The 25,031-nt window shown below is 35.1% G+C and carries 29 protein-coding genes; 5 read left to right on the forward strand and 24 right to left on the reverse strand.

Annotated elements, in window-relative coordinates:
• Positions 1-4: 4 nt before the first annotated feature.
• From AMD01_RS11250 to AMD01_RS11300, 13 genes are all read right to left on the reverse strand, one after another.
• Positions 5-223 carry a hypothetical protein gene (locus AMD01_RS11250; protein WP_053401493.1) on the reverse strand — a complete coding sequence of 73 codons (219 nt, stop codon included), beginning with the start codon at positions 221-223 and terminating at the stop codon, positions 5-7.
• Positions 223-693 (reverse strand): hypothetical protein, encoded by a 471-nt coding sequence (locus AMD01_RS11255; RefSeq protein ID WP_053401494.1) that lies wholly within the window; start codon positions 691-693, stop codon positions 223-225. The genes AMD01_RS11250 and AMD01_RS11255 overlap by 1 nt, the downstream gene beginning before the upstream one ends.
• Positions 690-824 (reverse strand): hypothetical protein, encoded by a 135-nt coding sequence (locus AMD01_RS24930; protein ID WP_281176866.1) that lies wholly within the window; start codon positions 822-824, stop codon positions 690-692. Before AMD01_RS24930 ends, AMD01_RS11255 begins: the two co-directional genes overlap by 4 nt.
• 54 nt (positions 825-878) lie before the next feature.
• On the reverse strand, positions 879-1,157 hold the full coding sequence (locus tag AMD01_RS11260) for a hypothetical protein (RefSeq protein WP_053401495.1): 279 nt from the start codon (positions 1,155-1,157) through the stop codon (positions 879-881).
• A 225-nt stretch (positions 1,158-1,382) separates the two neighbouring features.
• The gene (locus AMD01_RS11265) at positions 1,383-1,592 is read right to left on the reverse strand and encodes a hypothetical protein (protein WP_157052712.1); all 210 of its coding nucleotides are present in this window, start codon (positions 1,590-1,592) and stop codon (positions 1,383-1,385) included.
• Positions 1,593-1,808: 216 nt separating this feature from the next.
• Positions 1,809-3,749: a hypothetical protein gene (locus AMD01_RS11270; RefSeq protein ID WP_157052713.1), complete on the reverse strand. Its 1,941-nt coding sequence runs from the start codon at positions 3,747-3,749 to the stop codon at positions 1,809-1,811.
• Positions 3,725-4,585 (reverse strand): hypothetical protein, encoded by an 861-nt coding sequence (locus tag AMD01_RS11275; protein ID WP_053401498.1) that lies wholly within the window; start codon positions 4,583-4,585, stop codon positions 3,725-3,727. Before AMD01_RS11275 ends, AMD01_RS11270 begins: the two co-directional genes overlap by 25 nt.
• Positions 4,586-4,885: 300 nt before the next feature.
• Complete coding sequence (locus AMD01_RS11280) at positions 4,886-6,415, reverse strand: DEAD/DEAH box helicase family protein (RefSeq protein WP_053401499.1); 1,530 nt, start codon at positions 6,413-6,415, stop codon at positions 4,886-4,888.
• 69 nt (positions 6,416-6,484) lie between these two features.
• Positions 6,485-7,384 (reverse strand): hypothetical protein, encoded by a 900-nt coding sequence (locus tag AMD01_RS11285; RefSeq protein WP_053401500.1) that lies wholly within the window; start codon positions 7,382-7,384, stop codon positions 6,485-6,487.
• A gap of 17 nt (positions 7,385-7,401) precedes the next feature.
• The gene (locus tag AMD01_RS11290; protein WP_053401501.1) at positions 7,402-8,049 is read right to left on the reverse strand and encodes a YkyB family protein; all 648 of its coding nucleotides are present in this window, start codon (positions 8,047-8,049) and stop codon (positions 7,402-7,404) included.
• Between the two features lie 495 nt (positions 8,050-8,544).
• Complete coding sequence (locus AMD01_RS11295) at positions 8,545-8,790, reverse strand: hypothetical protein (protein ID WP_053401502.1); 246 nt, start codon at positions 8,788-8,790, stop codon at positions 8,545-8,547.
• 99 nt (positions 8,791-8,889) lie between these two features.
• Positions 8,890-9,021, reverse strand: a complete 132-nt coding sequence (locus tag AMD01_RS24935; protein ID WP_281176867.1) for a hypothetical protein — start codon at positions 9,019-9,021, stop codon at positions 8,890-8,892.
• 41 nt (positions 9,022-9,062) lie between these two features.
• The gene (locus tag AMD01_RS11300) at positions 9,063-10,169 is read right to left on the reverse strand and encodes an AimR family lysis-lysogeny pheromone receptor (RefSeq protein ID WP_053401503.1); all 1,107 of its coding nucleotides are present in this window, start codon (positions 10,167-10,169) and stop codon (positions 9,063-9,065) included.
• 138 nt (positions 10,170-10,307) lie between these two features.
• Between AMD01_RS11300 and AMD01_RS11305 the strand changes: the two genes are divergently transcribed.
• A complete protein-coding gene (locus AMD01_RS11305; RefSeq protein ID WP_053401504.1) occupies positions 10,308-10,532 on the forward strand; it encodes a helix-turn-helix domain-containing protein in 225 nt (74 codons plus the stop codon).
• 31 nt (positions 10,533-10,563) lie between these two features.
• Here AMD01_RS11305 and AMD01_RS11310 read toward each other — a convergent pair whose 3' ends face one another.
• The 10 genes from AMD01_RS11310 to yneA form a co-directional block, all read right to left on the reverse strand.
• A complete protein-coding gene (locus AMD01_RS11310; RefSeq protein ID WP_053401505.1) occupies positions 10,564-11,577 on the reverse strand; it encodes a hypothetical protein in 1,014 nt (337 codons plus the stop codon).
• A 113-nt stretch (positions 11,578-11,690) separates the two neighbouring features.
• Positions 11,691-12,443 carry a hypothetical protein gene (locus AMD01_RS11315; protein ID WP_053401506.1) on the reverse strand — a complete coding sequence of 251 codons (753 nt, stop codon included), beginning with the start codon at positions 12,441-12,443 and terminating at the stop codon, positions 11,691-11,693.
• A gap of 182 nt (positions 12,444-12,625) precedes the next feature.
• Positions 12,626-12,829 carry a hypothetical protein gene (locus AMD01_RS11320; protein WP_053401507.1) on the reverse strand — a complete coding sequence of 68 codons (204 nt, stop codon included), beginning with the start codon at positions 12,827-12,829 and terminating at the stop codon, positions 12,626-12,628.
• Positions 12,830-12,833: 4 nt separating this feature from the next.
• A complete protein-coding gene (locus AMD01_RS11325) occupies positions 12,834-13,745 on the reverse strand; it encodes a tyrosine-type recombinase/integrase (protein ID WP_053401508.1) in 912 nt (303 codons plus the stop codon).
• Between the two features lie 159 nt (positions 13,746-13,904).
• A complete protein-coding gene (locus AMD01_RS11330; RefSeq protein WP_053401509.1) occupies positions 13,905-14,117 on the reverse strand; it encodes a YneF family protein in 213 nt (70 codons plus the stop codon).
• Positions 14,118-14,206: 89 nt separating this feature from the next.
• Positions 14,207-14,650, reverse strand: a complete 444-nt coding sequence (gene sirA / locus AMD01_RS11335) for a sporulation inhibitor of replication protein SirA (protein WP_083446521.1) — start codon at positions 14,648-14,650, stop codon at positions 14,207-14,209.
• Between the two features lie 155 nt (positions 14,651-14,805).
• Positions 14,806-16,812: a transketolase gene (gene tkt, locus AMD01_RS11340; protein WP_053401511.1), complete on the reverse strand. Its 2,007-nt coding sequence runs from the start codon at positions 16,810-16,812 to the stop codon at positions 14,806-14,808.
• Between the two features lie 177 nt (positions 16,813-16,989).
• Positions 16,990-17,223, reverse strand: a complete 234-nt coding sequence (locus AMD01_RS11345; RefSeq protein ID WP_053401512.1) for a DUF896 domain-containing protein — start codon at positions 17,221-17,223, stop codon at positions 16,990-16,992.
• Positions 17,224-17,274: 51 nt separating this feature from the next.
• Positions 17,275-17,934 (reverse strand): YneB family resolvase-like protein, encoded by a 660-nt coding sequence (locus AMD01_RS11350; RefSeq protein WP_053401513.1) that lies wholly within the window; start codon positions 17,932-17,934, stop codon positions 17,275-17,277.
• Positions 17,935-17,957: 23 nt separating this feature from the next.
• Positions 17,958-18,278: a cell division suppressor protein YneA gene (gene yneA, locus AMD01_RS11355; protein ID WP_083446522.1), complete on the reverse strand. Its 321-nt coding sequence runs from the start codon at positions 18,276-18,278 to the stop codon at positions 17,958-17,960.
• A 140-nt stretch (positions 18,279-18,418) separates the two neighbouring features.
• Between yneA and lexA the strand changes: the two genes are divergently transcribed.
• The 4 genes from lexA (at position 18,419) to AMD01_RS11375 (ending at position 22,898) form a co-directional block, all read left to right on the forward strand.
• The gene (gene lexA / locus AMD01_RS11360; protein ID WP_053401515.1) at positions 18,419-19,042 is read left to right on the forward strand and encodes a transcriptional repressor LexA; all 624 of its coding nucleotides are present in this window, start codon (positions 18,419-18,421) and stop codon (positions 19,040-19,042) included.
• A gap of 89 nt (positions 19,043-19,131) precedes the next feature.
• Positions 19,132-20,586 (forward strand): magnesium transporter CorA family protein, encoded by a 1,455-nt coding sequence (locus tag AMD01_RS11365; RefSeq protein WP_053401516.1) that lies wholly within the window; start codon positions 19,132-19,134, stop codon positions 20,584-20,586.
• Between the two features lie 233 nt (positions 20,587-20,819).
• Positions 20,820-21,185, forward strand: coding sequence for an outer membrane protein assembly factor BamB family protein (locus tag AMD01_RS11370; RefSeq protein ID WP_053401517.1), 366 nt, complete (start codon positions 20,820-20,822; stop codon positions 21,183-21,185).
• 246 nt (positions 21,186-21,431) lie between these two features.
• Positions 21,432-22,898, forward strand: coding sequence for an MDR family MFS transporter (locus AMD01_RS11375; protein ID WP_053401518.1), 1,467 nt, complete (start codon positions 21,432-21,434; stop codon positions 22,896-22,898).
• A 39-nt stretch (positions 22,899-22,937) separates the two neighbouring features.
• On the opposite strand, the gene AMD01_RS11380 is transcribed toward AMD01_RS11375, so the two are convergent.
• Complete coding sequence (locus AMD01_RS11380; protein ID WP_053401519.1) at positions 22,938-24,902, reverse strand: methyl-accepting chemotaxis protein; 1,965 nt, start codon at positions 24,900-24,902, stop codon at positions 22,938-22,940.
• Between the last annotated feature and the right edge of the window lie 129 nt (positions 24,903-25,031).

A 25,031-nucleotide genomic window follows, 5' to 3' on the forward strand; every position in this document is an offset into this window, starting at 1 on the left:
TGTATTAAATACTTAACTCATCTCGATCTTTCTCTAACTCAGCAAGTGCTTCCTCATATGTAATATCTGCATATCGAGCCAACTTTTTAGCTGCTCTGTTAATTTCATCATTACTTACTTCCCACTTCGCCCAATCATCAATGGTACATCTACCGCAACAAAATTCTTCATCAATTAGGTCATCAAAGCTTATATGTAAATCACATAACTTGCAACTATACATTATATTACTCCTGCACTTACAATCTCATAATCATGTAAAATTAAATGCTTAATAAAGTATTTGTACATTCGCTCACTAAACTCGAAATCCTTATCTTCCAAACCTTTAATCAAATACTGCTCAGATAGCAATTCATCATATTTGAAAAACTCCTTAACATTTCGAATAAATACCTCATCAATATATTCATAGCACATTATAAGATTATTATTGTATTTATATCGAATATCCTTGCGAATAAAAACTTTCTTAGCAGTTTCATCAAATTCAAACATGTGTCCTTCATCATCTCGATAAAACCGTTCGGCAGCAGAGCCGTTAATACAAATATCATTTATGTAATCTTCTATGTACGGGTATTTTTCATAATACATGTCTATAAATTTATTAATTGCTTCTTCTTCTGAATTGGCATTTAACCAATGTTCTTCTTCATCTTCATACTTTGAAACAAAGCCGTATTCAATCATTCTTTTCTTTCACTTCCCTTTTCCAGTCCATATAGAATTAAATTCTTTGCTTGTTTTTCCGTAATATTAAACACATCCTGCATTAAAGCTGCGGTCTTCAATATTTCCCCATTTTCCTCAACTTTGTTCATAGAATTCCTCATCTCCCTTTCTGCACTTACACTCTTTATTGATCTCTTACATCCTCATTCTTGGCGATCCTTTATCATAGCCTTTTTCCCAGTTTCAAAGACACTTGCTACATCTATATTGAGATTACTTAAATATGTTTTAATATCGAAGTTAGGTTGATTTATGAGTTTAACTGTACTCTCGCTCGGCTTAAATCTCTCTGTAGTTTTTTTGATCTCATCTGCTTTTTCTTTTCGAATGTGTTTATTTGCTCTAACTATGGCATTAAAAATTGCTTCTTCAATTTCATTCACATTACTAATAATTACTCTGTCTTCATTCATTTTAATCACTTTTATCATCCTTTAATTAACAATATTATTCATGCACGAACAGGGAGTAACAAGTACTCCCACTAGCTCTCATGCATCTAAGAGGAAATCAATACTATTCCGTTAGTATTATCTCAACTATGGCAAAAACTTGTCGTTGGCATTAATCGTTGCTACGCTTATCTTTAACGACCGAGCTGTAACGAGGCACCCTTCTAGGAGGCTGGGCGATGCGGTCAAGACATATTAAATTTCCACCTTAATCCATTTGTACTCTTTAGCTTGTCTAATAATCTGTTTTAGACGCTCTTCTTTCACAGTTGATAAGCTACACTTGAAATTGAAAAATTGAGATATTAAAGCATTAGAGCAGTTTAATTGTTCCGCCAAATACTTGTTGCTAATTTGCTTTTTTCTCTTTTCAAAAAACAGCTCATTTATTTCATCCCTTGTCATAATCATCCCTTCCCTTCTTCATATTTTTATTTAATTTATTAAGTCAAAAAATTATATTTGCTTTTCATTCACATAAGTGTTAAATTATAATTACGGTATCGTATAAAAATTTTAAATTAAAATATTTATACTTTCCTTTAGACAATAATTCCAAAAAGAAAAAAGCCTACAACCGCAATGGTTATAAGCCTAAGATTCTTCAAAACTGTGCAATTTTCATTCCTTTTCACTCGTTTCTTTAAACGCAGCTAGAAATGTTTCCTTATTTGCTTCATATAAAACTTTCAACAATCTAAGTGGCTGTTTAAATTCATTCTCTGGATTCACGGCATATTTAATCGTTGATAGCATAGTCTCTTCTGTTATTTTTGTTTTTGCATTAATCTTGAATTTTAGTTTTCTAACCTTGTCAATTTCCGCTACTTTCTTCTCTTCTTCACCTAAATTTCCCGAATTTATTTTATTGATTTGTCGAGTTAACTCTTCAACTTGTTTTAGAATAGTTGCTCTTTTTTTACGATCCGCTCCAGCAATCTTTTCATCAACTAGCAGCTCATTGAAATCCACTTTCTTTTTCATTTTTTTAGCGTTAGGAATTTCCTCGAAGTATTCGCAAAGATAGTCCATAGCAGTTTCATATTTAGTGTATATTTCTTTATCATCTTCTTCCGACTTCTTCCCTCCCCACTTACTACCGTTCACTTTCCAAAATAAAGGTTTTAAATCCTTACCTTCAACAGTTTTCAGCTTTAGTTGTTTTTGCATAATATTGATTTCATTTTGAAGATCAATTTTATATAATTTCTTACTCATATCAATTGCGATTCCCGATAACACAGTAAGTATATTTATTGCTCTTAATAACTTTTCGTTTCCCTTATTACCTTTGGATTCTTCATCCCAATACGAGCTCATATATAATTGTGCTAAATTCACAACCCTCCCAATATTTCTCTGAGATGAAGAAAGTATGTTATCAACTTCAGCATGGGATTTGTTGTCCTTATCAAGAATATACATCTTAGGGTTAGAGTCAATTTGGTTAATGCAAACCTTATATTCAGCATCTAATTCTTTAGCAATCTTTACTATGGATTCTTCAAAATCAGCCAAAAGTAATGTATCGGAGTCGTAATCGCACCCACTAAGCTTATTTTGCAAATTGTAATCGATCGCATTAACACAAACGATATTGTCACTGAGATTAAAATATGTATCAATATTCTCTGCTTTTTTATTAATCCCCACAAAGACGTTAGATGGAGCTGTATGGGGATTTCTGAAACCAACGTATTCTTTATCTTCATCGAACAATGTAGTATATATTTCATTTTTATGTAGACTAATGGATTGACCATCGAATTTCCCAATTGCATGATAAAGATATTCTAAAGGATTTCCAAATAACGTTAAGTAATCACCTTTTACCAATATCTTTCCTTTTTGAATGTATTTCTTTTGCTTACTAATTTCTTCCCGTCTAAATTTCTTGAACAAATCAGTATAGACAATATTATGATTTCGCTCATATAATGCAGCAAGCATCTCATTACCGTTTAGTTCGTTTGCCTTTTGCTTTATGTGGTCAATAAATCCATCATGATCATCTTTTAATTTCATAAGGTATTCTTTTTGAGGTTGTGCAAGCTTTGCTATATTAGCAACAGTTAACGGCATACTGTTTAGCATTTGGTAAGAAGTTTGATGCATAATTCTATTATCTTTTGTCGCAAATTTAGTTGATTTCTCTGTTTTACATACGCCAAACGATTCATCAAAGATAAGTTTTTGCCAATGCAGATACATATTTTTCTGACTACCCTTTATGTAACTAAACTTTAATATTTTCAATGAACTAGGTGTAAAAATAAATTTCACTTTAGACGCTCGTATAGGATTATTAAACATATCTCTAATTTCCCATTTATTGTAGTTAAGAGGTACTTCTTTATCGTACATAGAATCTTCAGCATCGATCATTCTTTTATGTATATCTTTGAAGAATTTTTGAATATTAGTTGCAAATGCAGCTGATTTGAAGAAGTGATGTCTAAGCAGTAGCATGGATTTACCATCTGGAAAAAGATTGGCCTCTAACATTGACTGACCATCAAACAAATTGTTTCTTACCGTTACTTTTTCTTCCTCACTAACCAACTATGAATTATTTTATCTTCAATAACTTTTTCATCTTTGCGAACAACTGAACAGATTTCCTCAAAACTTGATTCTTTATCATCCACAATCAACATGTTGCTAGGGTGAATTTTTATCGTTCCCTCTAAACTAGAGGATACAAGGCTTTTATAAGCAGCTAAACTGGCAAGATCATGTTTATTATGTTCGTCAAATTTCAAACCAGCATTTGACCATTTTTCAATTTTCTCTTTCAATTTAGCATTTATGAAGAGACATTCACCTTTTCTGGATTTTGAAGCAGTACGTCCATATAAAACATAGTGTACAGGTGTTATCATTTTAGTTTTTTTATTATATTTGTTAATGATAAAGCCTTCTTTATATAGTTTATATCGTAGTTCTTTTACCTTTACCTCTTGCCATTGTTCACTTTGTATTTGGGATTCTAATTCTTTTTTACGCAACTCAATATTCTTTAAACTTTTGTTTAATTTTTCCTTAACCTCGTCATCTTCTTCCTTTTCTATTTTAGTTAAAATCCCCTTCATAATTTTAACTAATTTTTCTATTATGTAACTAGCACTCTGCACTTTTATATTAAATTTAACATTAATCATATCATCGGTAATTATCTTCAATTCGTCTAATTTCTTTACTTTCATGCCTACATCTCGCAGCTTCAAATTCTCCAAACTATAAGGAATACTTCCTACATAGTCCTTAGATAATTCTTTATTTCTAAAGATATAAGAATATATATCTGCTGCCTCAAGTGATCTGATATATACCGTATCCCCTTTTTCCATTTTAGCTGGTTCAGTTACTAAATCCTCTTTAATTTCAGTGATTGCCATAGTTCATTTCCTCCTAGTATTTTAATTTTTTTATTAATCGATATGTTTTAAAACATTTTAAAGAAAAACTTACATCGCTCATCCACTATAGTTCCTGATCGATTCCTCTTCGAAGTTTTTCCTCTTGCTTCCTTACGTCAGCAATTCACCTTTTCACGAAGGGTAAATTTTTCTTTTTTATTTACTCGTATGTATGTATAAATCAATAAAACTTAAATAATATGTAGTGTTTCTTGTTTTACCCCCTAATTTTGCATAAAGCTATATATAAAGGTTTATACATTTTTGGGGGGTAGAAGATTAATAATCACATAACCTTCTAACTTTCCATGCTTGCTTAAAGTTTCTCTTCTTATCATGAATAATTCGACTTGTCTCAAATTGCTCTATTATATAGTTCATTTTCGTTTCTTGTAATTTACCGTTTAGAATATTGATGTTTCTAAGCAACCGATTATTATTACCATCCCTTACATTTATTTTCTCAATTAGCTCTGTTCGATCTTTCCTCGAAAGCATCACTCTACCAACCATCGAATCCAAGTAACTCTCTAATTCTATCTGGTCATTTGTGTCCTCAATAAAATTGTATGAAAAATCATCAAATTCTTTATCGTAAAACCCTAATATGTAAGCTAAGTAATTAGCATAATGAAAATATTTATGTGTTTTCATTATTTCTATTTCAAATACATCCAATTTACATTTGTAATACATTAATTCGTTTAATTTCTTTATTCCTTTATTCTCATCATCTGTTACTTCATCGTAGACAATACTGTGTGAATCAGGATCTCGACCATACTTTTCTATGTATTTTTTTGTTCCATATTCTCTAAAAAAATCTGCTTTCTTTAATTTTCTGTTCAACTTTGTTTGAGTGCCGCCTATCTGCTGATTAGAAATATTTTTTATGTATAAATTCAATTTATCTGTTTCATCCAAGATTCTTTTTCTCCCAATACATTGAATTAATGTATCCGTATCTTTTACATCACATACTATGTCTTTTAACTCTTTATCTTTTATACTTACTCCCGCATCCATGCAAGTTGTTGTAATAAGAATTAGACTATCAAATCGCTCATTATGTAGCATTTCATCAATCTTTTCAGCATTAACATATTGGTAATAACGCTTATTATGTTTAGAACAATTAAAAAGACAATGCTCTTTATATTTTGAATACAATTTATAGGCTTTTTCAGCATTATGTATAAAGAAAATGGCTTTGATTTTATCTCTAATAGCCGTCTGTACAAACCCCTCTAAAGTTTCATCTTTCTTGAAGAATGACAATGTTTTAATAAAGTTAAAATTCAAAAATTCTTTTTCAAGTTCTTTTGATGGGTAATGTCTCGGATTCAACCCTTTTCTATTAGCTAAATATCTTTCAATCTTATCTCCCGTTGCTGACATAAAAATTTTCACTTTATCTCTTTGTTTAAGAACGGCTTCTAACCCAATATCAGTTGTCTTATTAAATGCTGCGTCAGATATGTAATAGTGACTTTCATCACAGACTATGTATTGATATTGTGAAAAGTCAAATTTCTCCGCATGAAATTCTATATATTGATAAGTTTTGATATGAATAAAGTCACTTTTATTACCTGCATCTATCTCACCTTGAAATTGAGTTCCACAATCCCTTCTATGGACTAACATTAGTATTTTTTTATTAATTTTCTTAGCAAACTCATACAATCGATTTTTAATGAAATAACTCTTCCCTTTTCCAGTACCTGCCTTAATAAAAATTATCTCTCCTGGCTTCCAGTTCTCTATTTCTTTTTTAGTAATTGCATCACTAATTTTTTTGTCTTCCATTAAATCGCTCCTTATTTTCTTTTTTTGATAATGTTTTATTTGGTAACCATCCTTCTCTGTTGAAATTACTCACCTCCCTTCATTTAATCCACCAGCAATAAGCTCTAGGGTGTATGTATTTTGTTTGATATTAATTACGTCTCCAAATTCATCAAACTTAACTGAGTATGTAGGAATATGATTCAAACCCAAATCTTTATGTAATTTATCTTTAATATCTTTGTTGTCATGCAGCACATTCATGAAGTGATCTGCGAACATATCTGAGAAATAACTGTGATTATCGTCTTCAATTTTCTCTAGGAATAAAGCCTTCGCTAAGTCTCGAAAGTTCATTTCGTCTGAAATATAATTATTTATGTATTTTTGTGCAGCGACATTGTGATTCACATTTAGTAAACTTAAAAAATCATCTTTAGTAATCATTTCTCTAGGTCTATTTTCAAGACCATCAAAAAGTACCCATTCAATTGTTGCAATCATGTTATTATCTTCCATTAAGTAACTGCTATTAATTGTTTCAGCTATTACCAACCTCATTTCTTCAATTGCCTTAAGGTAATAATATTGCTGCGATTTTGGTAACTCATTAATGCTAGTTTTATATATTTTTAATTTACTAAGAGATTCACGTAACAAGGATTCACCATGATAAAGTTTTTTAGAAAATAGCTTCCTAGCCTTTAGAAATCGCTTCATCCAGACAATCGTGTTGTACTTGGAATACTTGCTGGTGGTTCTTTGCGACATTCTTTCGTATGCGTCATTAAAGTTCATCTCCTTAATTTCTTCTAAACATATTCCCTCTCGTGCAATTGCAACGTGGATAGCTGAGTCAGCAACTTTCCCCATAAGATCCAACAATTGCTTATTGTATTGCCTTTGAAGTTCCACGTGCCCCCTTCTAATTGCATCGATTACGTATAATTCATCTTGGAACTCTTGCTTGAATGCGAATAAGTTTGTCATTTTTACCTCTCCTTTGTTTATTGAATTAAGTATTTCTCTAATAGAGATACCGCTTCTGAAAATTTCATATCTATTTTTCTAGTAGGTTGAGCACTTATTACACCTATTTCTCCTAAGTATTGGGGTTTCTCAAGTGAATTTTTTAGTTCTTCAAAACTGATTGGCATATGGAAAGTAATATCGACGATTTGCATTAATAATAAGGGTGTATCATATCCGTTTAAATTTTGTTTGTGCCAACCTTTAATAGAAAGTTTATTTTCACTAATTAATTTATCAATCACATCATTCTTCAAATCATATAATTTCATTTGTCTTTTTTTAGCTACAGATACAATTCCGTGTTTTCTGATACTATAATTTAATACTTTTGTATCTCTACTCTTTTTAGCTGATTTATTTATAATGTATAGTGCATTTTCAATATTCTTTAAAGTGATCGGAAATTCTCTCACGTTAATGACCCGTGACTTAATTTCTTGAGTGTTTTTTATATGGTAAAGGTTAAACTCTTTCCAACCATATTTTGTTTGGGCTTTAACATAAGCATCTGGTAACTCTTCAGCTACTGGTTTCAGCTTAATTTCCTTTAGTTGTGTTTTTGTTTTAAAATCCTCTGGAACATTGCTCCAACCTTTATATGTTGTAATTTCCATTGTCATCATATTCATTTTCTCCTTTTCTAATTAATAATTTCATTTAAGCAATTTGCATTAAATATTGCTCATAAACGTCTAATTCCGCAGTATCTTCCTTGATTTCAACTTCTAAATAATTAACAGCCCATGGATTGTCCACTTCAGTTCACCTCCTTTAAAATTGTTTAATTTTTATTTAACTAAATTATTGACTTTAGCACGACATGAACATATAATTAGCAATATAGCATCCAATGTACACTTTTATAGAAGAGTTTACATTCAAAAAGTTGTTGTATAAGGTTTTTCAGCGAATTACAAAGATTGATACCTTGACACTTTATTTTCGTAATCATATTAAAATATAAAAATTGGTTTAATCACATGATGAAAGAGAAGGACAAAATATTCAGATAATACTTTGTCCATATATAAAACGATTGTTTTGTGCATACTCTCCGTTTTATTTAAGTCTCTTTATATTAAGTGATTATTTGTGTTTTGTAAATACTTTCCTCCAGTTTATTTTTCTCCTTCTTTTGTAATCTCTTCCGCCTTATCGATTTGCACAAGTAAGTCCTCGATGTTCATAGTATGTATGCTGCCATCCTCTAATTCAATATGGAACTTTTCAATTCCGTTAGCAAGAAACAGATCCTGCATTTCAAATTTACCTTGCTCTTCTCCAAACGCTTGTTCACAAGATGGTGAATCCACTTCGTAAGTAAATGGCATTTTGATATAACCGCTAACTAAATTTCTTTTCAATGTTTTTCTCCCCTTATTTTCCTATTTTTTAAATCTAAAGTTGCAAAACTTTTAATAAAATGGCGAAACTCACATCTGAGAACGCCATAATTATAACCATTAACCTTTTTTTACTGTCCCTGTCGGTTTCATTCCACCGATCGTTGGATCTGCTTGCTGCTTATCTTGTTTGACTACTCCAGCCCCTACTACAACTACTACTGCTAATAATGCTACGATTACCTTTTTCAAATTTCATCACCCCCTTTCAAATTTTGATAATACATTTCTATTTAAACAAGCAACATTTGTTCAAGTAAGTATGAATTTTCATCTAGTTGAGCTAATTCTTCCTTTACCAATGTTGCGTTAAAAATATCATTCTTATGGATGAAATTTGTGAAGGTCTTGATTAATAAAGTTCTATCAGCATTAATACTGCCAATTAAAAATAATTGAAATGAATCATTTGTAGGAACTTCTAGTTGAGGGATATCGTGATGGTTATTTTTCTTTTTGTAGTAATGGAGTATCAATTCGTTGGTGTAATTAATGTTATGTACATTCCAGTATGCATTAGTAAACTCAATCTTGTTTAAAATGTCATCTGCATTATGTGGACTATACTTAGAATAAAGTTTATGTGATTTTTCTAAGTAATGAAGTGTTTTGTCATACTCACTAAACATATAGCTACTACCAATTACAAAATAAGCGAAGGCATTGAAGGCAGTACCAATTTTAGCTTTTATAACTTTTCGAGCGTATTCTCTAGCAAGTTTTAAATTATTTAACTTTAAGAATACATAACTCATAATTTCATTTAATCTGGCCTTATAAGATTTTTGTAAGTAAGTTCTTTTTAATTGATCTAAATCATTTATCAGCTCATTAGTCAAATCCTTTACTACTGTGTACTGAGTTTTGTAGTAGTACATGCATACTTCTAATAATTTCGAAAAAACTTTACACTCTTCACTATCTGTTTTGAGTTTCCTTAATGCAATTAACTCTTCTTGAATGTCGAAATTGTAGATTCCATGTTGCCATCTAAGTAAAGTTTCGTATAGAGCTGCTAATTGCTTTAATTCAATATTTGACGACTCCTTAGCCTTATCAATTAACTTAGCTAAAGTTTTCATTAAACGATTGGTTGAACAATATTCCATTGCCGCTGAAAGGTTAGCTGGTTTTTCTGCTTCTAAGCAAAAGTAGATCATCATTCTTTTTTCGTTCTGAGGCATTACGTATCGTATAAATTGAAGAACTGTATCAATTGATACTTCTTGAGTTCCGTCTAGAAATTTAGTTATTGTGCTTGATGTCGTGCCAATTGATTCAGCGATTTCCTTTCGTTGATAACCTTTATGTAATAACTCTTTTTTTAGTATCTCTCTCATTTCCTTCACCTTCGTCCAATGGAATTTGTTTCCTTGAACTTATAATACAAAAATTACTTAATAACGTCAATACGTAATTTGAAAAAAGTTTAAAAAAATGTAAAATAAAACTAAGTACTAAATTAGGAGAGTTACAGTATGCCAATTAAAGCAAAAATTAAATTAAAAGAAGTACTACTATCCCGTGACTTAACACAAAAACAATTAGCAGAAATGACGGGCATTCGTGAAGCTGCAATTAGTTCACTGGTAAGAAATCACATAGAACGTGTGAGTCTTCATCATCTTGAAAAGATTGCTACATCCTTGGAGATTACTGATACGAATGAATTAATTGAGCTTGTTGAAGAAAATGAAAACTAAAACTAATAGGGAAGATAGGAAAGCACTTCTTTTAAGCAGAAGTGCTTTCCTGATGATAATCTATTATAGTTTCCAATAAATAATCAAATAATAAGATAAGCTTTAATGAGTTTGCCCTAGTACCATATTCTACGTCTCCACCATGTAGAATTGCATTTCTACCTATTTCGGAATCCAAAGATTTCCCATGTTCAAAACCCGTCAAGACCTGCGTTTGATAATATAGATATGCTGCTTGATGATAATTTTCCACATCTTGTTCATTTGGATTTGGCTTAAACAATTCTTTAAGAAATTCCAATAATTTAGGCCCTCCCATTCTCCCAATATGCTGAAAACTCTCAGCTACTAGTCCTTCCAACTGAGGCATAAGAGTAGGAATTGAAGCCTCATACATTCCTAAATTATGGCACCTAATCACATTTCTTAAAATACCAATTCTGTTCTTAAGAAATGGGTTTCCTTCCCATTTCAATAATTTACTTCTCAAATATTTATCATTGTATTCTTCAGACAAAGCCTCATCAATATATTCAGAAACATGGTCTAATCCATATTGTTCGTATTCTTCTACAATTGTAGCCATCCTTTGGTAAGACAAATCTCTATGTGGAGGATAACCTAATTCAATAATTATAGTCTTAAACTTAGCTATAATATCCTTTGATTCAAATAATGCTTCCCTTAGTTTATTTGCCTGTTTAGCAATTTGTGAGAACTGCAAATGTGCATGATTAGTCATTATGCTTCTTAATTGTCGCGCAACAGTCAAGGTTTGAATATCAAAGCTTCTCATTTTATTAATAGCATCAACCATATTACTATTAACATGGTTCCATGGTTTAAGAGTTGTTAAATAGGCATTTCTTTCATGAGCTTGTCTTATCATGTTAGATAAATTGGTTGAACCATTCTTTCTATAAACATCTGCTACTTGTTGCATACTTTTATGTGCCTTAAAATATTGCTGATGGATTGAAGACACAAAGATCAAATTTCTCCTGGAATTGTTTAATTCGCGCATTATATCGGAAAACTCAGCCATACCTTTTCATCTCCGCCTCATAATTGAAATATTATCCAATTATTATATTAACCTTTTACAAACGCAAACTCAAATTTAGTAATTATATTCTAATTAGTAAGAGATGGTTATAGTTAACTAACAATCTCTTCATACTCACGATCCAATAGTCCATTCAAGATACCATGATAATAAGCAAAAATTGATTTCTTGATCTTATAGCCTAATTTAATATTACATATCATTTGCTTAAAAGCACGAATGGATAGTTCTGTTCTATCCTGCTGCGTGTAATATGTTAAATATTTTGTTGAGTGTTTAACACATTTCCATAATTCTAATACTTCTTTTACTGAGTAGTAGCATTTGGCTAAAGATTGAAATTCAACTGGAACATTCTTAATTACGTTATCCTTACGTGTATTAATATGACTATTAGTTTTAGAATGCTTAACAGTTTTTTGGGGTGTCATTGGCTTATCTTCAGATTGTTTATTTACCAACGATTTGTCTTTCGCATATGGGGTGTCATTATTTATAAAACGATGAAATACCCACAAATTAGATGATTGAGATTTATTTGAACGTTCAGTTGGAATAACCGCTAAAATACCTAATTTAATTGCTTTACGTTTCATTCGATGGAAAGTTGATTCAGACACCTTTTTACACGTCTCAGAAATCGATTTTAAGAGCTTATTAACTGAAATGTTACTTACCCCTTTAACCTTACAAGAAAAGCGTAACAACACCTTAAAACATATTAATTCTGATGCTGTAAAGGCTGACTTATGTACAGACAAAAAGGATTCCATATTATTGTTCATGTCTTTAAGTGAACTAAAATTAGATAAATGTTGAAATTGTTCAATTTTCCCTTGTTTCATTCCTATATGCCCCCATAGGTATTATTTGTGAGCATAGGAAATACACCTAATCCACTTGTTATTTTTTTGGAAGTGAATTATAATTAATTTACCTTTAATTAAACGGCATATTTCTATGCTAAATGCCTGAGAAGACTTTGGTTGCAGCCAGCGTCTTCTCTTTTTTGTTTACAATTAATTACTTAGTAAACTTCTCCCTCTTTATTAATCAGTAGCATCTTCACTCTATTTTCTTCTTCATCGAAATACACCGTAGCTACCCAACGATCGGGGTCATAGATTTTCCTTCCGAATAAGTAATCGGGATGCAATTCGAATCTGAAATATTTCATATCATCAAAGTGAAATTTTAAAAATCTAATTACCTTTTCTTCTTTTTCGTTCATGGTGTCACTTCCTTCCCATCGTCATCAAAGGTGAAGATGCTTTTGCTTTTTCTAATATTTTCCCAATACTTAACGTGTGTAGGTAACGTTGTGTAACCGATATATCAGCATGCCCTAATAGTCTTGAAAGGCTATAAACGTCTAAATTGCCGCTTGCTAAGCTCTGCACAGCAAAAAAATGCCTAAACATGTGAGGACTTACCCTCTCTTTATTAACTCTAGCTCTTTTTCCTGCCAACTTTACTAGGTTATCTAATCCCACATGCGATAACTCTCTACCTGCATAAGATAAAAAGTATCGATCGTGAATTATTTTATCTTTAAAATACTTTGTTTTTAGACGCTCGTATTTAATAAGAATTTTCTTAAGTGCTGGTGAGATATATACAACTCGTTCCTTTCCACCTTTACCACTTACATGTATAGATGTTTCTTTAATATCAGAGTTTTTCAATGTACGTATCTCCATTGCTCGAAGTCCGCAATCTGCTAACATCGCAATTATCGCTTTATTACGTGATTCAATGTAATTTTCGTAGGAAAAGCAATTAATCATTCTGTATACTTCATCCTCTGTAAAAGCCGTTAATATCTTCTCTTTAGCCTTCGGACATTCAACTTTTTTCATTAAGTTTTCGTTTGAATATTCCTCTAACATGCACCAGTTAAAAAATGCTGCCACTGTTTTATGCATAGAGCGAATACTGGATACCTGTAATCCAGAGCTTTGTTTCTGTCTGATATATGCCTTTAGGTCATGTGTAGTAACATTCTCTAATTTTTCTATTCCTCTCTTTTCACGAAGAAATTTTAAAACCTGTTTAAGTTCCTGACGTTTATTAATCATTGTCTTCTTGGTGAATCCTTTAGCCATACAATGGTAACAATATTCTTCGACTAAATCCGTTAAATGCAAAAAAGACCATCCTCTCTGTTTTTAGGTAACAGAAAAAATGGTCTTTTTAGAAAGAGAATCGAGTAAACAATGGAAACTTCACAATATCAAATATGTATATGCCATTATAAACAATGATAATGGCGTTATATCGTTACAATGCTTGATGCATTAGTGCGCTTATTTGATTTGATTGCTCATTGCTTTCATCATTTGATTGATTTTCTTTTGAGAAGGTTTCATTCCCATTTGCATCATCATCATTTTTAGCATTTGTTCATTAATAGGCGGGTTTTTCTTTAAATAGCTCATCATGTATTTACGTGCAATGAAGAATCCTAGCGCTATTCCAACAAGCAGAGCTAGAACACCAATTAAAATATCTAACCACATAAAACTATTTCCTCCTTCGTGTTGTCTACCTTACAGTGTACTAAACCAAGAGTTATTATACAATATTTACTTCTTAATTTCTGCAATATTTATATGAATTTTTTTGTTTTGATAGGCGTGAGCCAGCCATATTGTTCTTTTGTGAAATCCATGGCCAAAAAATAAGGATTTAACTTGCGTAGCACTTCAAAAAAAGCGGTTTCCGCATCTACTCCCCCAATGCCCTCAAGAGAAATAAGCCGATCGTACATTTTAATTCTCGCACGACTCTGTGTTTTTAAAATGGATAGCTTGTACTGTTTTTCTCCTTTGAAAAAAGCCGTTGTATGCAAAAAAGCAGACTCAATTGCGTCTTCTAGTTCTTCTATTGGAAGAGGTTTCGTAATATACTCTACCTGTTTTTTTAGCTCATCATATTGTATATGGGACGGCTGCTGAAAATCTTTGAACAATTGAAAAATAAGCCCTGCGCGCTGATAGTAGTGATTCGCTACTTCTTTTTCGATTAAATAAATATCATATTTTCTCATCATATAGCCCCCTTATACGTTCTTAGTACCCATTATAAAACGAGAACCTTAAAATGATTGTCTATTTATGGAACAGATAACCACTAATTTTGTCGAAATAAAAAAGGTGACCGAGAAGAAATCTTCTCAGTCACCTTTTATTTATGAGCGGGCGTTGCTTATTTGTTTAATAAAGCTTTTACGCGAGCTACTACATTTTCAGTTGTGAAGCCAAATTCTTTCATGATTACGTCTCCAGGAGCTGAAGCACCGAAGTGGTTAATGCCTAACACTTCGCCTTCATCACCAGTATAACGCTCCCAACCAAATGGTGCTGCTACTTCCATAGCAAAACGTTTTTTCACTGATTTTGGAAGAACGGACTCTTTGTATTCAGCAGATTGCTCTTCGAAACGATCCCAAGCTGGCATACTTACTACTGCAGCAGCAATGCCGTCTTTTTCAAGTTCTTTTTGAGCGCTTACTGCTAAGCTTACTTCAGAACCAGATGCAAGTAATAATACATCCGCTTGTTCTTTGCTTGCTTTTGATACAACATAAGCACCTTTTTTCACGCCTTCGTACGCGTTTTTATCCGTACCAGGAAGTGTAGGTAAGTCTTGACGAGTTAACACAAGCGCCGTTGGACGGTCAGTTGATTCAACTGCTAATCTCCAAGCAGCTGCTGTTTCGTTAGCATCACCAGGACGTACTACAGATAAACCAGGCATTGCACGTAATGACGGTAATTGCTCGATTGGTTCATGAGTTGGACCATCTTCCCCAACCGCAATACTGTCATGTGTGAATACATATGTTACAGGTAGTTGCATTAAAGCAGCTAAGCGGATTGCAGGACGTAGGTAATCAGAGAATACGAAGAACGTACCACCAAATACTTTTGCGCCACCATGAAGGGCAATACCATTCATCGCTGCACCCATTGCGAATTCACGTACACCGAACCAAATGTTACGGCCACTGAAGTCTTCAGCTGTGAAGTCTCCTGCATCTTTAAGGTTCGTTTTGTTTGAACCAGCTAAGTCAGCAGAACCACCAAAGATTTGTGGAACAGCTTTCGCTACAGCGTTTAATACTTCACCAGATGAAGCACGAGTCGCTGTTGAAGATCCTTCTTCATAAGTTGGAAGTTGTTTTTCCCAACCTTCTGGAAGCTCGCCTTTGATTGCTGCTTCAAATTCACTTGCAAGCTCTGGATGAGCTTCTTTATATTGAGCGAATAGGTCATTCCATTCTTGCTCTTTTTGTTGACCTGCTTCAACAATTACTTTGTTGAAATGATCGTACACTTCGTTTGGTACGTGGAAATCTTCTTCAAACGTCCAGCTGTAAGCGTCTTTTGTTAATTTAGATTCTTCTGATCCAAGTGGTGCACCATGTACAGAAGATGTACCTGCACGGTTTGGAGATCCAAATCCAATCACAGTTTTCACTTCAATAATTGTTGGACGATCAAGATCTGCTTTTGCTTCCGCTAAAGCTTTTTCAATTTCGTCTACGTCATTGCCGTTTTCAACACGAACATATTGCCATCCGTATGCTTTGAAACGACCTTCTACGCTTTCAGAGAATGAACGATCTAAATCTCCATCAAGAGAAATATCGTTTGAATCATAAAGAACAACTAAACGACCTAATTTAAGATGCGCTGCTAAAGACGCTGCTTCTGCAGAAACCCCTTCCATTAAGTCCCCATCTCCACATAAAGAATATGTGAAATGATTTACTACATCATAGTTATCTTTGTTGAATTTTGCTGCTAAATGACGCTCTGCCATTGCCATACCAACAGCCATTGCAACACCTTGTCCTAAAGGACCTGTTGTTGCTTCAACCCCTGCAGTATGACCGAATTCTGGATGTCCTGGAGTTTTGCTTCCCCATTGACGGAAGTTCTTAAGTTCTTCCATCGGTAAGCCGTAGCCAGCTAAATGAAGCATGCTATATAGTAATGCTGAACCATGACCTGCAGATAAAACAAAGCGGTCGCGGTTAAACCAGTTTGGATTTTTCGGGCTGTGATTCATTACCTTTGTCCAAAGTGCGTAAGTCATTGGTGCTGCACCCATTGGTAAGCCAGGGTGACCTGAATTTGCTTTCTCAATTGCATCAATTGATAAAGTACGGATAGTAGCAATGGATAAATCTTCGATACGATCTAACATGTAATTCATTCCTTTCGAAATAGCTATGTATAGGATACAGTTCTTATCATACTCGTGTTTCTTAAATTTGTACAATAGTTCACTCACACATTTTTTGTGAAAAAGAAAGAAATTATACAAATAAGGATGACTCCAGCAAAGTATTTTTTACGGAACCATCCTCATTCTTAGTCAAAATCAATGCATATTGCGTCTCTTTTGACTCTCTTTTAATTTTTTAGGTGTTACATCATTCCCGTTTGGATCAACGACCTTCACGGAATGCAGTGAGTTTGTCATCGACTTACGGAATGACTTAATATATTCTTCACGCAGCTTTTTTTGCTCTTTTGCTTCAGCAGGTGTTAACCCTTCAGCTTTAGCCTTATTCGCTAGCAGGTTAATGCGGGCAATTTTATCTTGTGAAAGCATAACTGACTACTCCTTCATGTGGATTGTGTAGCCATCTTACTATAGAGGCGATTATTTTGGCAAGTCATCGCCCTGAGAATTTACGTAGTCTTGATAGCGACGATGAACGGTTGCCTTTGATACATCGTAACCAAACCCTCTTAATGTGGCCGCAATATCGGCAAAGGTTAATTTGTTTTGACGCAGTCTGACAATCTCCTCGATAGGCACTTCTATTTTGTCTCTTCCTGAGTTAACGTGTAGATTTTTCAAATTCTTTTCGGGTCGATAGCCACGTTCAACTGCCCGCTTCATTCCACGCTTAATTTTCATGTTATGAATCTTCCGCTGATATTCCTCCACAATACTAATGATCTCAAGCACCATTGAATCGGATTCCGACAGCTGAAGCTTGCCTTGATGGCTAATTGTATAAATCTGCACATTTTGCTGTAAGAGCCAGTGAAGAAGAGCAATCTTTGCATGCCCTCTTCCCATTCTCGTTTCATCTTGAACGAGTAATACTTCTACCTTTTCCTCACTAATTAAATGAATGAGTTCATTGATTCCCTCACGATCAATGTCATAACCGCTTGCTTTTTCTTGAATAACTTTTACGACCTCAAAATTGTATTCGGTTGCCAGTTGTAGCAATTCTTCTTGTTGCCTTTGCAATGATGTTTCCTGCGCCTGCTTTTCCGTACTGACGCGGCAATAAATAATAGCTTTCACATACCTCACTACTTTCGACGTTCTTATTCAGCCAGCACAACAGAAGCTGGTATTTTCTTTTTCAACACCGGAATATGTATTTTGTCTCCAGGATGAATGGTGTCGCCCTTTAATTGATTGTTTGAACATACCCACTCAATAAAGTCTGTTGAAGACATTTTATGATAGTCCTTATATTCGCGGGATAACCCCCATAAAGAATCACCAGAGGACACGGTAATTGTAGCGTATTTTTCTATGTTTGTCTCACCCGCAGCAGCCGTGACTGTATATGTAAATAAAGCTATAAAGATAAAGAAGAATGAATAAAACTTAATAGATTGTAAATGTTTCTTCAAATTCATCACCTCGACAAGAATATATGTTCTTATTTTAATTCGAACATACGTTTCAAGTCAACGATTTTTTTCGAACTTATGTTTGTATATTATGAAATGACGTGATATAATTTTACCTAATAAGAGGTAGAAAAGAGGTGTTTAGCTTGACAAAACTTTCGAAACGTCAGCAGGACATATTGAATTTTATAAAAGAAGAAGTGCGTTCAAAAGGTTATCCACCCTCTGTGCGTGAGATCGGTGAAGCTGTCGGACTAGCGTCTAGCTCAACTGTACACGGACACCTTGCACGATTAGAAAGCAAAGGGCTTATTCGCAGAGATCCAACCAAACCGCGCGCAATTGAAATTTTAGACTTAGATGAAGCAACAAAAATTCCACAAAGTAACGTTGTAAATGTTCCCGTTATTGGTAAAGTAACAGCTGGACAACCCATTACAGCCATTGAAAATGTGGAAGAGTACTTCCCTTTACCAGATAAATATGTGTCACCTGATGAGCATGTGTTCATGCTTGAAATTATGGGGAACAGTATGATTGAAGCTGGTATTTTGAATGGCGATATGGTCATTGTTCGTCAGCAGCAAACCGCTAACAACGGAGACATCGTTGTTGCGATGACAGAAGAAAACGAGGCAACAGTCAAACGTTTCTTTAAAGAACAAAACTACATCCGCTTACAGCCTGAAAACTCTACGATGGAGCCGATTATTTTACGAAATGTTTCCATCTTAGGAAAAGTAATTGGCGTGTATCGCTCTATTCACTAAAACAGAAGCCGAGGTGTCTCGGCTTCTGTTTTTTTTTCGTTTCCTTTGGGTAGTCTATAAGGATAAAATCCATGCAAGGGGGAGTGAAGATGTGTCCGGTACATGAGGAGGATTACAACAAAGAAATTGAGATTGAAAAATCCATTACTCAATTTATCTTCCCTTTTTCATTCAAAAAAGAGCGTAGGAAACACCTCATGGAACGATTGAAAGAGGAGCATTATACGCACTTTTCACTAAAAGATCAAAATTTAGAAACACAATTTTATGGACCTCATCATCACGTCTCACATTTTGATTTGGATCAATATTTTTTACCATACATAGAACAAATTTTATTTCCATCTGCTCATGAATCAGATGGCTTCCACCGTTTTTCAAAACCCCTTCAGTGCACGGGAATTCTTGAAACACGCAATGATCCTATTTCGTTTGAAATTTTGTCGATTGATATTTTTATTTGCCCTTACCATATTGGAATGATCAACATCCGTGTTCAGCAAACAAAAGAGAAGATGGTTTTAACAGATACCCTTGACTTTATGAATCACTTTCGCGTACTTGAGCCAAAGCTAGCCGAACAAAAAGGCTCAAAGGTTTGTGTGGACGACCAGGTGTATGAAAAAGTTCAAGAGCTGATCTTCTATCATCTCTGTCCGTTTCTCGTATCGTTTGTTGATGAACGTGAAGTAGAAGACGCTGCGTATTTTGGTAGCCTTCCCTACTTCGTTGATGAACGGATGTACGTAATCGGCTACATCTCAGTGAAGGATTTTGAATCCATTAATGATGTTCATCTGTACCGCGTAGGAAATGTAAATGGCTACGATGAGAGAGGAAGGATTCATGTCGCTGCAACGAACCCTTCTTATATTGAAAAAATAAATAAAAAACAAGTGTATGACCGCTGGGCTCCGCATACCTATTACGTTACGAGCGACCACGTTTTTTGCTGTCTCACACATGAAAAAGACGATCAAGAGGAAGTGCTCGCAAGCGGAATGTTAGGGCAACATTATTACAACCTGTTGCTTCACTTTTATTACAAAGTCGTTCTCTTGAAGCTTTCCTACGAACATTCATTGCTTCGATTTCAAAAGGATGAAGATGAAATTGAAGGACTTATTAGTTCGATCTCGGTGTTTTCAGCAAAGTACCTCTTTTCGGAAATTAGCTCTCGTACGGAGGGCCAAGAGTTTGCTGAAAAATTCAAAGAAGTGTTTCATATTGACTCCATCTATATGGAAGTAAAAGAAACGCTGCTGAGCCTGTACCAAAATCAGGAGAAGTTAATTGATAAGCGGCACAACTATCTATTATTTATTATGACGATTTATACCGTCATTTCCGGAATTTACGGAATGAACTTGGTGATCGATGATTGGAAAGGTAGTATCCATTGGCACCGAATGCTTCATTATTCATTTTTTGAGTACATCTCGCTCCTTATCGCCATTTCTGGGATCTTCATTGGTCTAGGGATGGGAATCGCAGCCGTGATTAAGCTCCTCACAAGATGGATGAAAGGGAATCAATTCATGTAGGGAAGTTCTTTCGTTCAACAAGACTTCCCTTTTTAATCCATTCCTTTCGTAGAATCGCGTAGAGAAAGGAAGCTCGCCACCCGTCACGGACCAACAGGTTTTCTCTCAAAACCCCTTCTTATTATCTATTACATTTCAATTCTTTCATCGACTACAATAAAAGAATGAAGGAGGAATATAAGTGAAAACATACAAAAGGTGTCCTTTATTTATTAGGTGCAGAGAATGGGGAGATGGTGAGTTCTCTAAACGTTGGGGATTCTATTTATACAGAACCTATTATAGACGGAAATGATCTATTCGTTAGTACGGAGAACGGTACCATCAGGAAAGTCACATACGATCAAGTCACCAATCAGTTCACTATAATATGGGAGAAAGACATGAACCAACGACTCACCTCTCCTCTCGCAGTCGTTAATCACAGATTATGTGTTGGTGGCGAAAAAGGCTTGTTGATTCAGCTCGATATAGAGAACGGAGAATTGGTGCAACAAACAAAACTTAAGCATGCTCCACAGCACGTTCTTGAATACAATGGTTACTTTCTTTTGCTAAGCAATAAAGGACAGGTCGATTTAATAATGATTAAACAATAGATAGAAATTCACATTTTTAAAACGCTCTCTACTTTTTTTAAACATTTAATGGTAAAATGTTTTTTTGGTCATGCGTTTGCAAGTCAGATAATAATAGAAGATGAAGCTTCGTTACATACACAGAATAGCTTACCTCCTACTATGATTGTGAATTGCAAGGTTCTATGAGGAGTCATTCCTTTCATGGTTCATGATCAAAGAGCATGTCTACATATCTAGTTGTGGTCTAAAGGGGGAGTTATTTCAATGAGAAAAAAAATCATGGGAGCCTTGCTGCTCGTAACGGTACTCGCAGCAATGGAAGGAACGATTGTCAGCACAGCAGTTCCGCGGATCACAAGCGACTTATCAGGGATTGAATTAGTGAGCTGGGTGTATGCAATCTATATGCTTGCAACAGCGGTTTCTACACCCATTTACGGAAAGCTTGCCGATTTGTTCGGACGTAAAAAAGTTATTTTAACGGGTATTATTATTTTCTTAGTCGGTTCCGTTCTATGTGGACTCGCATTTTCAATGGGACAATTAATTTTTTACCGCGCTATTCAAGGAATTGGTGCAGGTGCAGTCATGCCTGTTACGATGACTATTATCGGGGACCTTTACTCAGAGGCAAAGGATCGCGCAAAAGCGCAAGGATGGATTAGTGCGGTCTGGGGAGTTTCTGGCGTCATTGGTCCGCTTCTTGGTGGGTTTCTAGTAGACTCCTTAACATGGCGCTATATTTTCTTTTTGAACGTGCCGTTTGGACTCATTGCCTTTTTTATTTTGGCAACGAATTACAAAGAGCAAGTTACGAAAGAAAAGCACTACATTGATTATATTGGAGCCGTTACATTCTCGATCGGAACCATCGCCTTTTTATACGCATTGCTTACAGGAAGTCAGCATCAAAACTGGGGAAGCCCGTTAATTATTGCCCTCTTTGCTGTCGCCGTTGTAACGTATATCGGCTTTTTCTTTATCGAAAAAAAATCACCAGAGCCATTAATTCCACTCAACTTATTTGCGAATAAGAGTGTGCTCATCGTAAATATTCTGACCTTGCTAGTCGGTGCTGTTGTAATTAGTATCACCGTGTATTTACCGATTTGGAGCCAGGGCGTAATGGGGAAAAGCGCTACAGCAGCAGGATTCGTCCTAATGCCGATGCCAATTTGCTGGACGTTTGGTGCCATTATTTCCGGTCATCTTGTTGGACGATTAAAAGCCAACTGGATCATTACACTCGGAACAGCCATTGTCAGCATCGCATCCGTTGTGTTATTTTCCGTATCTAGCCATTCACCAGCCTTTTTAATTTACGTGGCTGTTGGCGTGCTAGGTCTCGGTATGGGAATTATTACACCTATTTTCATGCTCATTATTCAAGCGTCTGTAACGGCGAAAAAACGTGGCGTTGCTGTTGCTCTTAACACGTTCACCAACACGTTTAGTCAAACGCTCGGTTCGGCTGTATTTGGCACAATTTTTAATTTGGTTACACTGTCAGAAGCGAAAAAGGTTGGGTCAGCTGATCTTAACCTTAACTCGTCCTTTGAAGCTCACGGTGTTCCACAAAACCAGCTATCACAGCTTCATGATATTTTATCGGCAGGTGTGCACACGATTTACGGAGGAACGATGATTCTAGCCCTGCTCAGCTTTGGTGTTTCTTGGCTGTTACTACGAGTCAAAGAAACGTCACAAGCAGAAATACGTAAGTCATCCTAAATCAAAAGCTCAGGGAATTTTCCCTGAGCTTTTCTTGTGTTACATCTTAAATTCATCTACTGTTTTTTGAAGCTCTGAAGCTAGTGAACTTAACGTTTGAACAGAAGTTGTAATCTCTTGAATGGCGTCTAACTGCCCTCCAGCGGAAGCTGCCACTTCGTTTGTTGTTGCTGCTGCTTCACTTGCAATGCTTGCCACCTCTTCTACTGAGGCCGTAATCTCTTCTGAGCCAGCTGAAATTTGCTGAGATATAGCCGCTACGCTTTCAGATTGAATCGTCACTTCCTCAATCGAGTGCACTATTTTTGTGAACGATTGTCCTGCATTATTTACCGCTTCGAAACCAAACTCTGCCTCTTTTTGGCCTTTTTCCATGATAGCTACTGCTTTTATCGTATCCCCTTGAATTGTAGATACAAGGCTTGCAATTTGTGTAGCCGATGTTTTAGACTGCTCGGCAAGCTTTCGAACCTCATCTGCTACAACCGCAAAGCCTTTTCCGTGTTCTCCGGCACGAGCTGCCTCAATGGCTGCATTTAGAGCGAGGAGGTTCGTTTGATCAGATATTTGTGTAATAACCGCTAAGATGCCATCAATTTCTTTTGAGTGCGATCCAAGTAATTTTACAATCGACACGCCCTCTTGTGTCGAAGCTTGAATGAGTTTCATTTGTTCAATCGCTGTTTGAATGACATCGCCACCCTCTTTGGCATTTTCTGTGGCCCCAAGAGATGACTCAGATACAACACTAGAGCTTTCTGCAATCCGCTGAATACCGGTTGAAATTTCCTCCATCGCTCGCGCCGATTCTTCCGCACTCGTCATTTGTGCCTCTGCGCCCGTTGCTACCTCTTGGATAGCGGTCGTTACCTCTTCCGTCGTGTGAGCTGTTTGCTCACTGCTTGCCAACAGCTGCTCTGTCGAGGAAGCCAGTTGCTGTGATGAATCGTTAATTTTCGTTAAAAGCGTTCGTAATGAATCGATCATATGATTAAAGCTTCCAGCAAGACGCCCGATTTCATCTTGTACTGTTACATCTATTTTCTCACTTAAGTCCCCCTTGGATACTTTTGCCGTCACAGCAATCATTCTTCTTAGAGGAAGAATAATAGAGCGAATAATAAAATAGTTACAAAAGCTTCCGATAACAAAAACGATGGCTGTTATCCAAAAGGTAATGTTAAAGATAGTTGAGGCCGCTTCCTTTGATTCGCTTTGATCCATCACTCCTGCGACTTTCCAGCCTGTTGTCGGGTTTGTCGCATATACCATATGCTTTGCGACCCCTTTAAGTTTATAGCTTAATTCACCTTCTGCTGTGCTACTCTTCAGCTGATTAGTGATTTCGTTGTTTAACGACTGACCAGGTTTTAACGTGGGATGAAAGGCAATTTTCCCATTATCATCTGTGATAAAAGGATATCCCTTCTTACCGATTTTCACAGAAGAAATAGTTTCCTTAATATTCTCCACCTGTATATCAAAGCCTATCACAGCACTTCCATCATCAAGAGCACGTGTAACAGTTATGACGTAGTTTCCGTTTGACGCGTCCACATAAGGAGGAGTGGTGATTGTTTTTCCTTTATTGTCCATTGCCTGCTTATACCAAGGACGCTCCCTTGCATCGTAGCCGTCTGGCATATCGCTGACAGGTTCATCAATAAAATCCCCTGTTTCCGTTCCAATATATGCGGAGTCAAGCCCTTGAATAGCAGTTTGTATATTCTTTAATTTCTTATGTATTTCCTTATAGTCTGGGTCCTCGAACATATCTGGTTCGAGCTCTTTTGCTAAAAAATTCACCTGTTCTATTTTCGACTGTAAAATTGAATCTAGCATGTGACTGAGCAACTGCACATTTTCATTAGCGCTGGATTCAATTTGTGATTCTAGCTCACCCTTTGAACTCTCATAAGAGAATATACCAATTAAAATGGTTGGCACAAGTAAAATTAAGCTAAAGGATGTAATAAGTTTTGTGGTTAGTGATTTTTTTTTCAAACGCAAATCCTCCTAAGATGTCCTGTTTATGTATCTAACTTTTTCTTTCTTTATATAGATAACAATATATTTTTCGGATGTTTTGACAAAAGTTTAATAGAAAATCCTTACACATTTCCATGACGCCTA

Source organism: Priestia koreensis, assembly GCF_001274935.1.
GTDB lineage: Bacteria > Bacillota > Bacilli > Bacillales > Bacillaceae_H > Bacillus_AG > Bacillus_AG koreensis.

Coding starts and splice junctions, on each gene's coding strand:
- AMD01_RS11250 (WP_053401493.1), bottom strand. CDS start 223: ATGTATAGTTGCAAGTTATGTGATTTACATATAAGCTTTGATGACCTA.
- AMD01_RS11255 (WP_053401494.1), bottom strand. CDS start 693: ATGATTGAATACGGCTTTGTTTCAAAGTATGAAGATGAAGAAGAACAT.
- AMD01_RS24930 (WP_281176866.1), bottom strand. CDS start 824: ATGAACAAAGTTGAGGAAAATGGGGAAATATTGAAGACCGCAGCTTTA.
- AMD01_RS11265 (WP_157052712.1), bottom strand. CDS start 1,592: ATGACAAGGGATGAAATAAATGAGCTGTTTTTTGAAAAGAGAAAAAAG.
- AMD01_RS11275 (WP_053401498.1), bottom strand. CDS start 4,585: ATGGCAATCACTGAAATTAAAGAGGATTTAGTAACTGAACCAGCTAAA.
- AMD01_RS11280 (WP_053401499.1), bottom strand. CDS start 6,415: ATGGAAGACAAAAAAATTAGTGATGCAATTACTAAAAAAGAAATAGAG.
- AMD01_RS11285 (WP_053401500.1), bottom strand. CDS start 7,384: ATGACAAACTTATTCGCATTCAAGCAAGAGTTCCAAGATGAATTATAC.
- AMD01_RS11290 (WP_053401501.1), bottom strand. CDS start 8,049: ATGATGACAATGGAAATTACAACATATAAAGGTTGGAGCAATGTTCCA.
- AMD01_RS11300 (WP_053401503.1), bottom strand. CDS start 10,169: ATGAGAGAGATACTAAAAAAAGAGTTATTACATAAAGGTTATCAACGA.
- AMD01_RS11305 (WP_053401504.1), top strand. CDS start 10,308: ATGCCAATTAAAGCAAAAATTAAATTAAAAGAAGTACTACTATCCCGT.
- AMD01_RS11310 (WP_053401505.1), bottom strand. CDS start 11,577: ATGGCTGAGTTTTCCGATATAATGCGCGAATTAAACAATTCCAGGAGA.
- AMD01_RS11315 (WP_053401506.1), bottom strand. CDS start 12,443: ATGAAACAAGGGAAAATTGAACAATTTCAACATTTATCTAATTTTAGT.
- AMD01_RS11320 (WP_053401507.1), bottom strand. CDS start 12,829: ATGAACGAAAAAGAAGAAAAGGTAATTAGATTTTTAAAATTTCACTTT.
- AMD01_RS11330 (WP_053401509.1), bottom strand. CDS start 14,117: ATGTGGTTAGATATTTTAATTGGTGTTCTAGCTCTGCTTGTTGGAATA.
- sirA (WP_083446521.1), bottom strand. CDS start 14,650: ATGATGAGAAAATATGATATTTATTTAATCGAAAAAGAAGTAGCGAAT.
- tkt (WP_053401511.1), bottom strand. CDS start 16,812: ATGTTAGATCGTATCGAAGATTTATCCATTGCTACTATCCGTACTTTA.
- AMD01_RS11345 (WP_053401512.1), bottom strand. CDS start 17,223: ATGCTTTCACAAGATAAAATTGCCCGCATTAACCTGCTAGCGAATAAG.
- yneA (WP_083446522.1), bottom strand. CDS start 18,278: ATGAATTTGAAGAAACATTTACAATCTATTAAGTTTTATTCATTCTTC.
- AMD01_RS11365 (WP_053401516.1), top strand. CDS start 19,132: ATGTGTCCGGTACATGAGGAGGATTACAACAAAGAAATTGAGATTGAA.
- AMD01_RS11370 (WP_053401517.1), top strand. CDS start 20,820: ATGGTGAGTTCTCTAAACGTTGGGGATTCTATTTATACAGAACCTATT.
- AMD01_RS11375 (WP_053401518.1), top strand. CDS start 21,432: ATGAGAAAAAAAATCATGGGAGCCTTGCTGCTCGTAACGGTACTCGCA.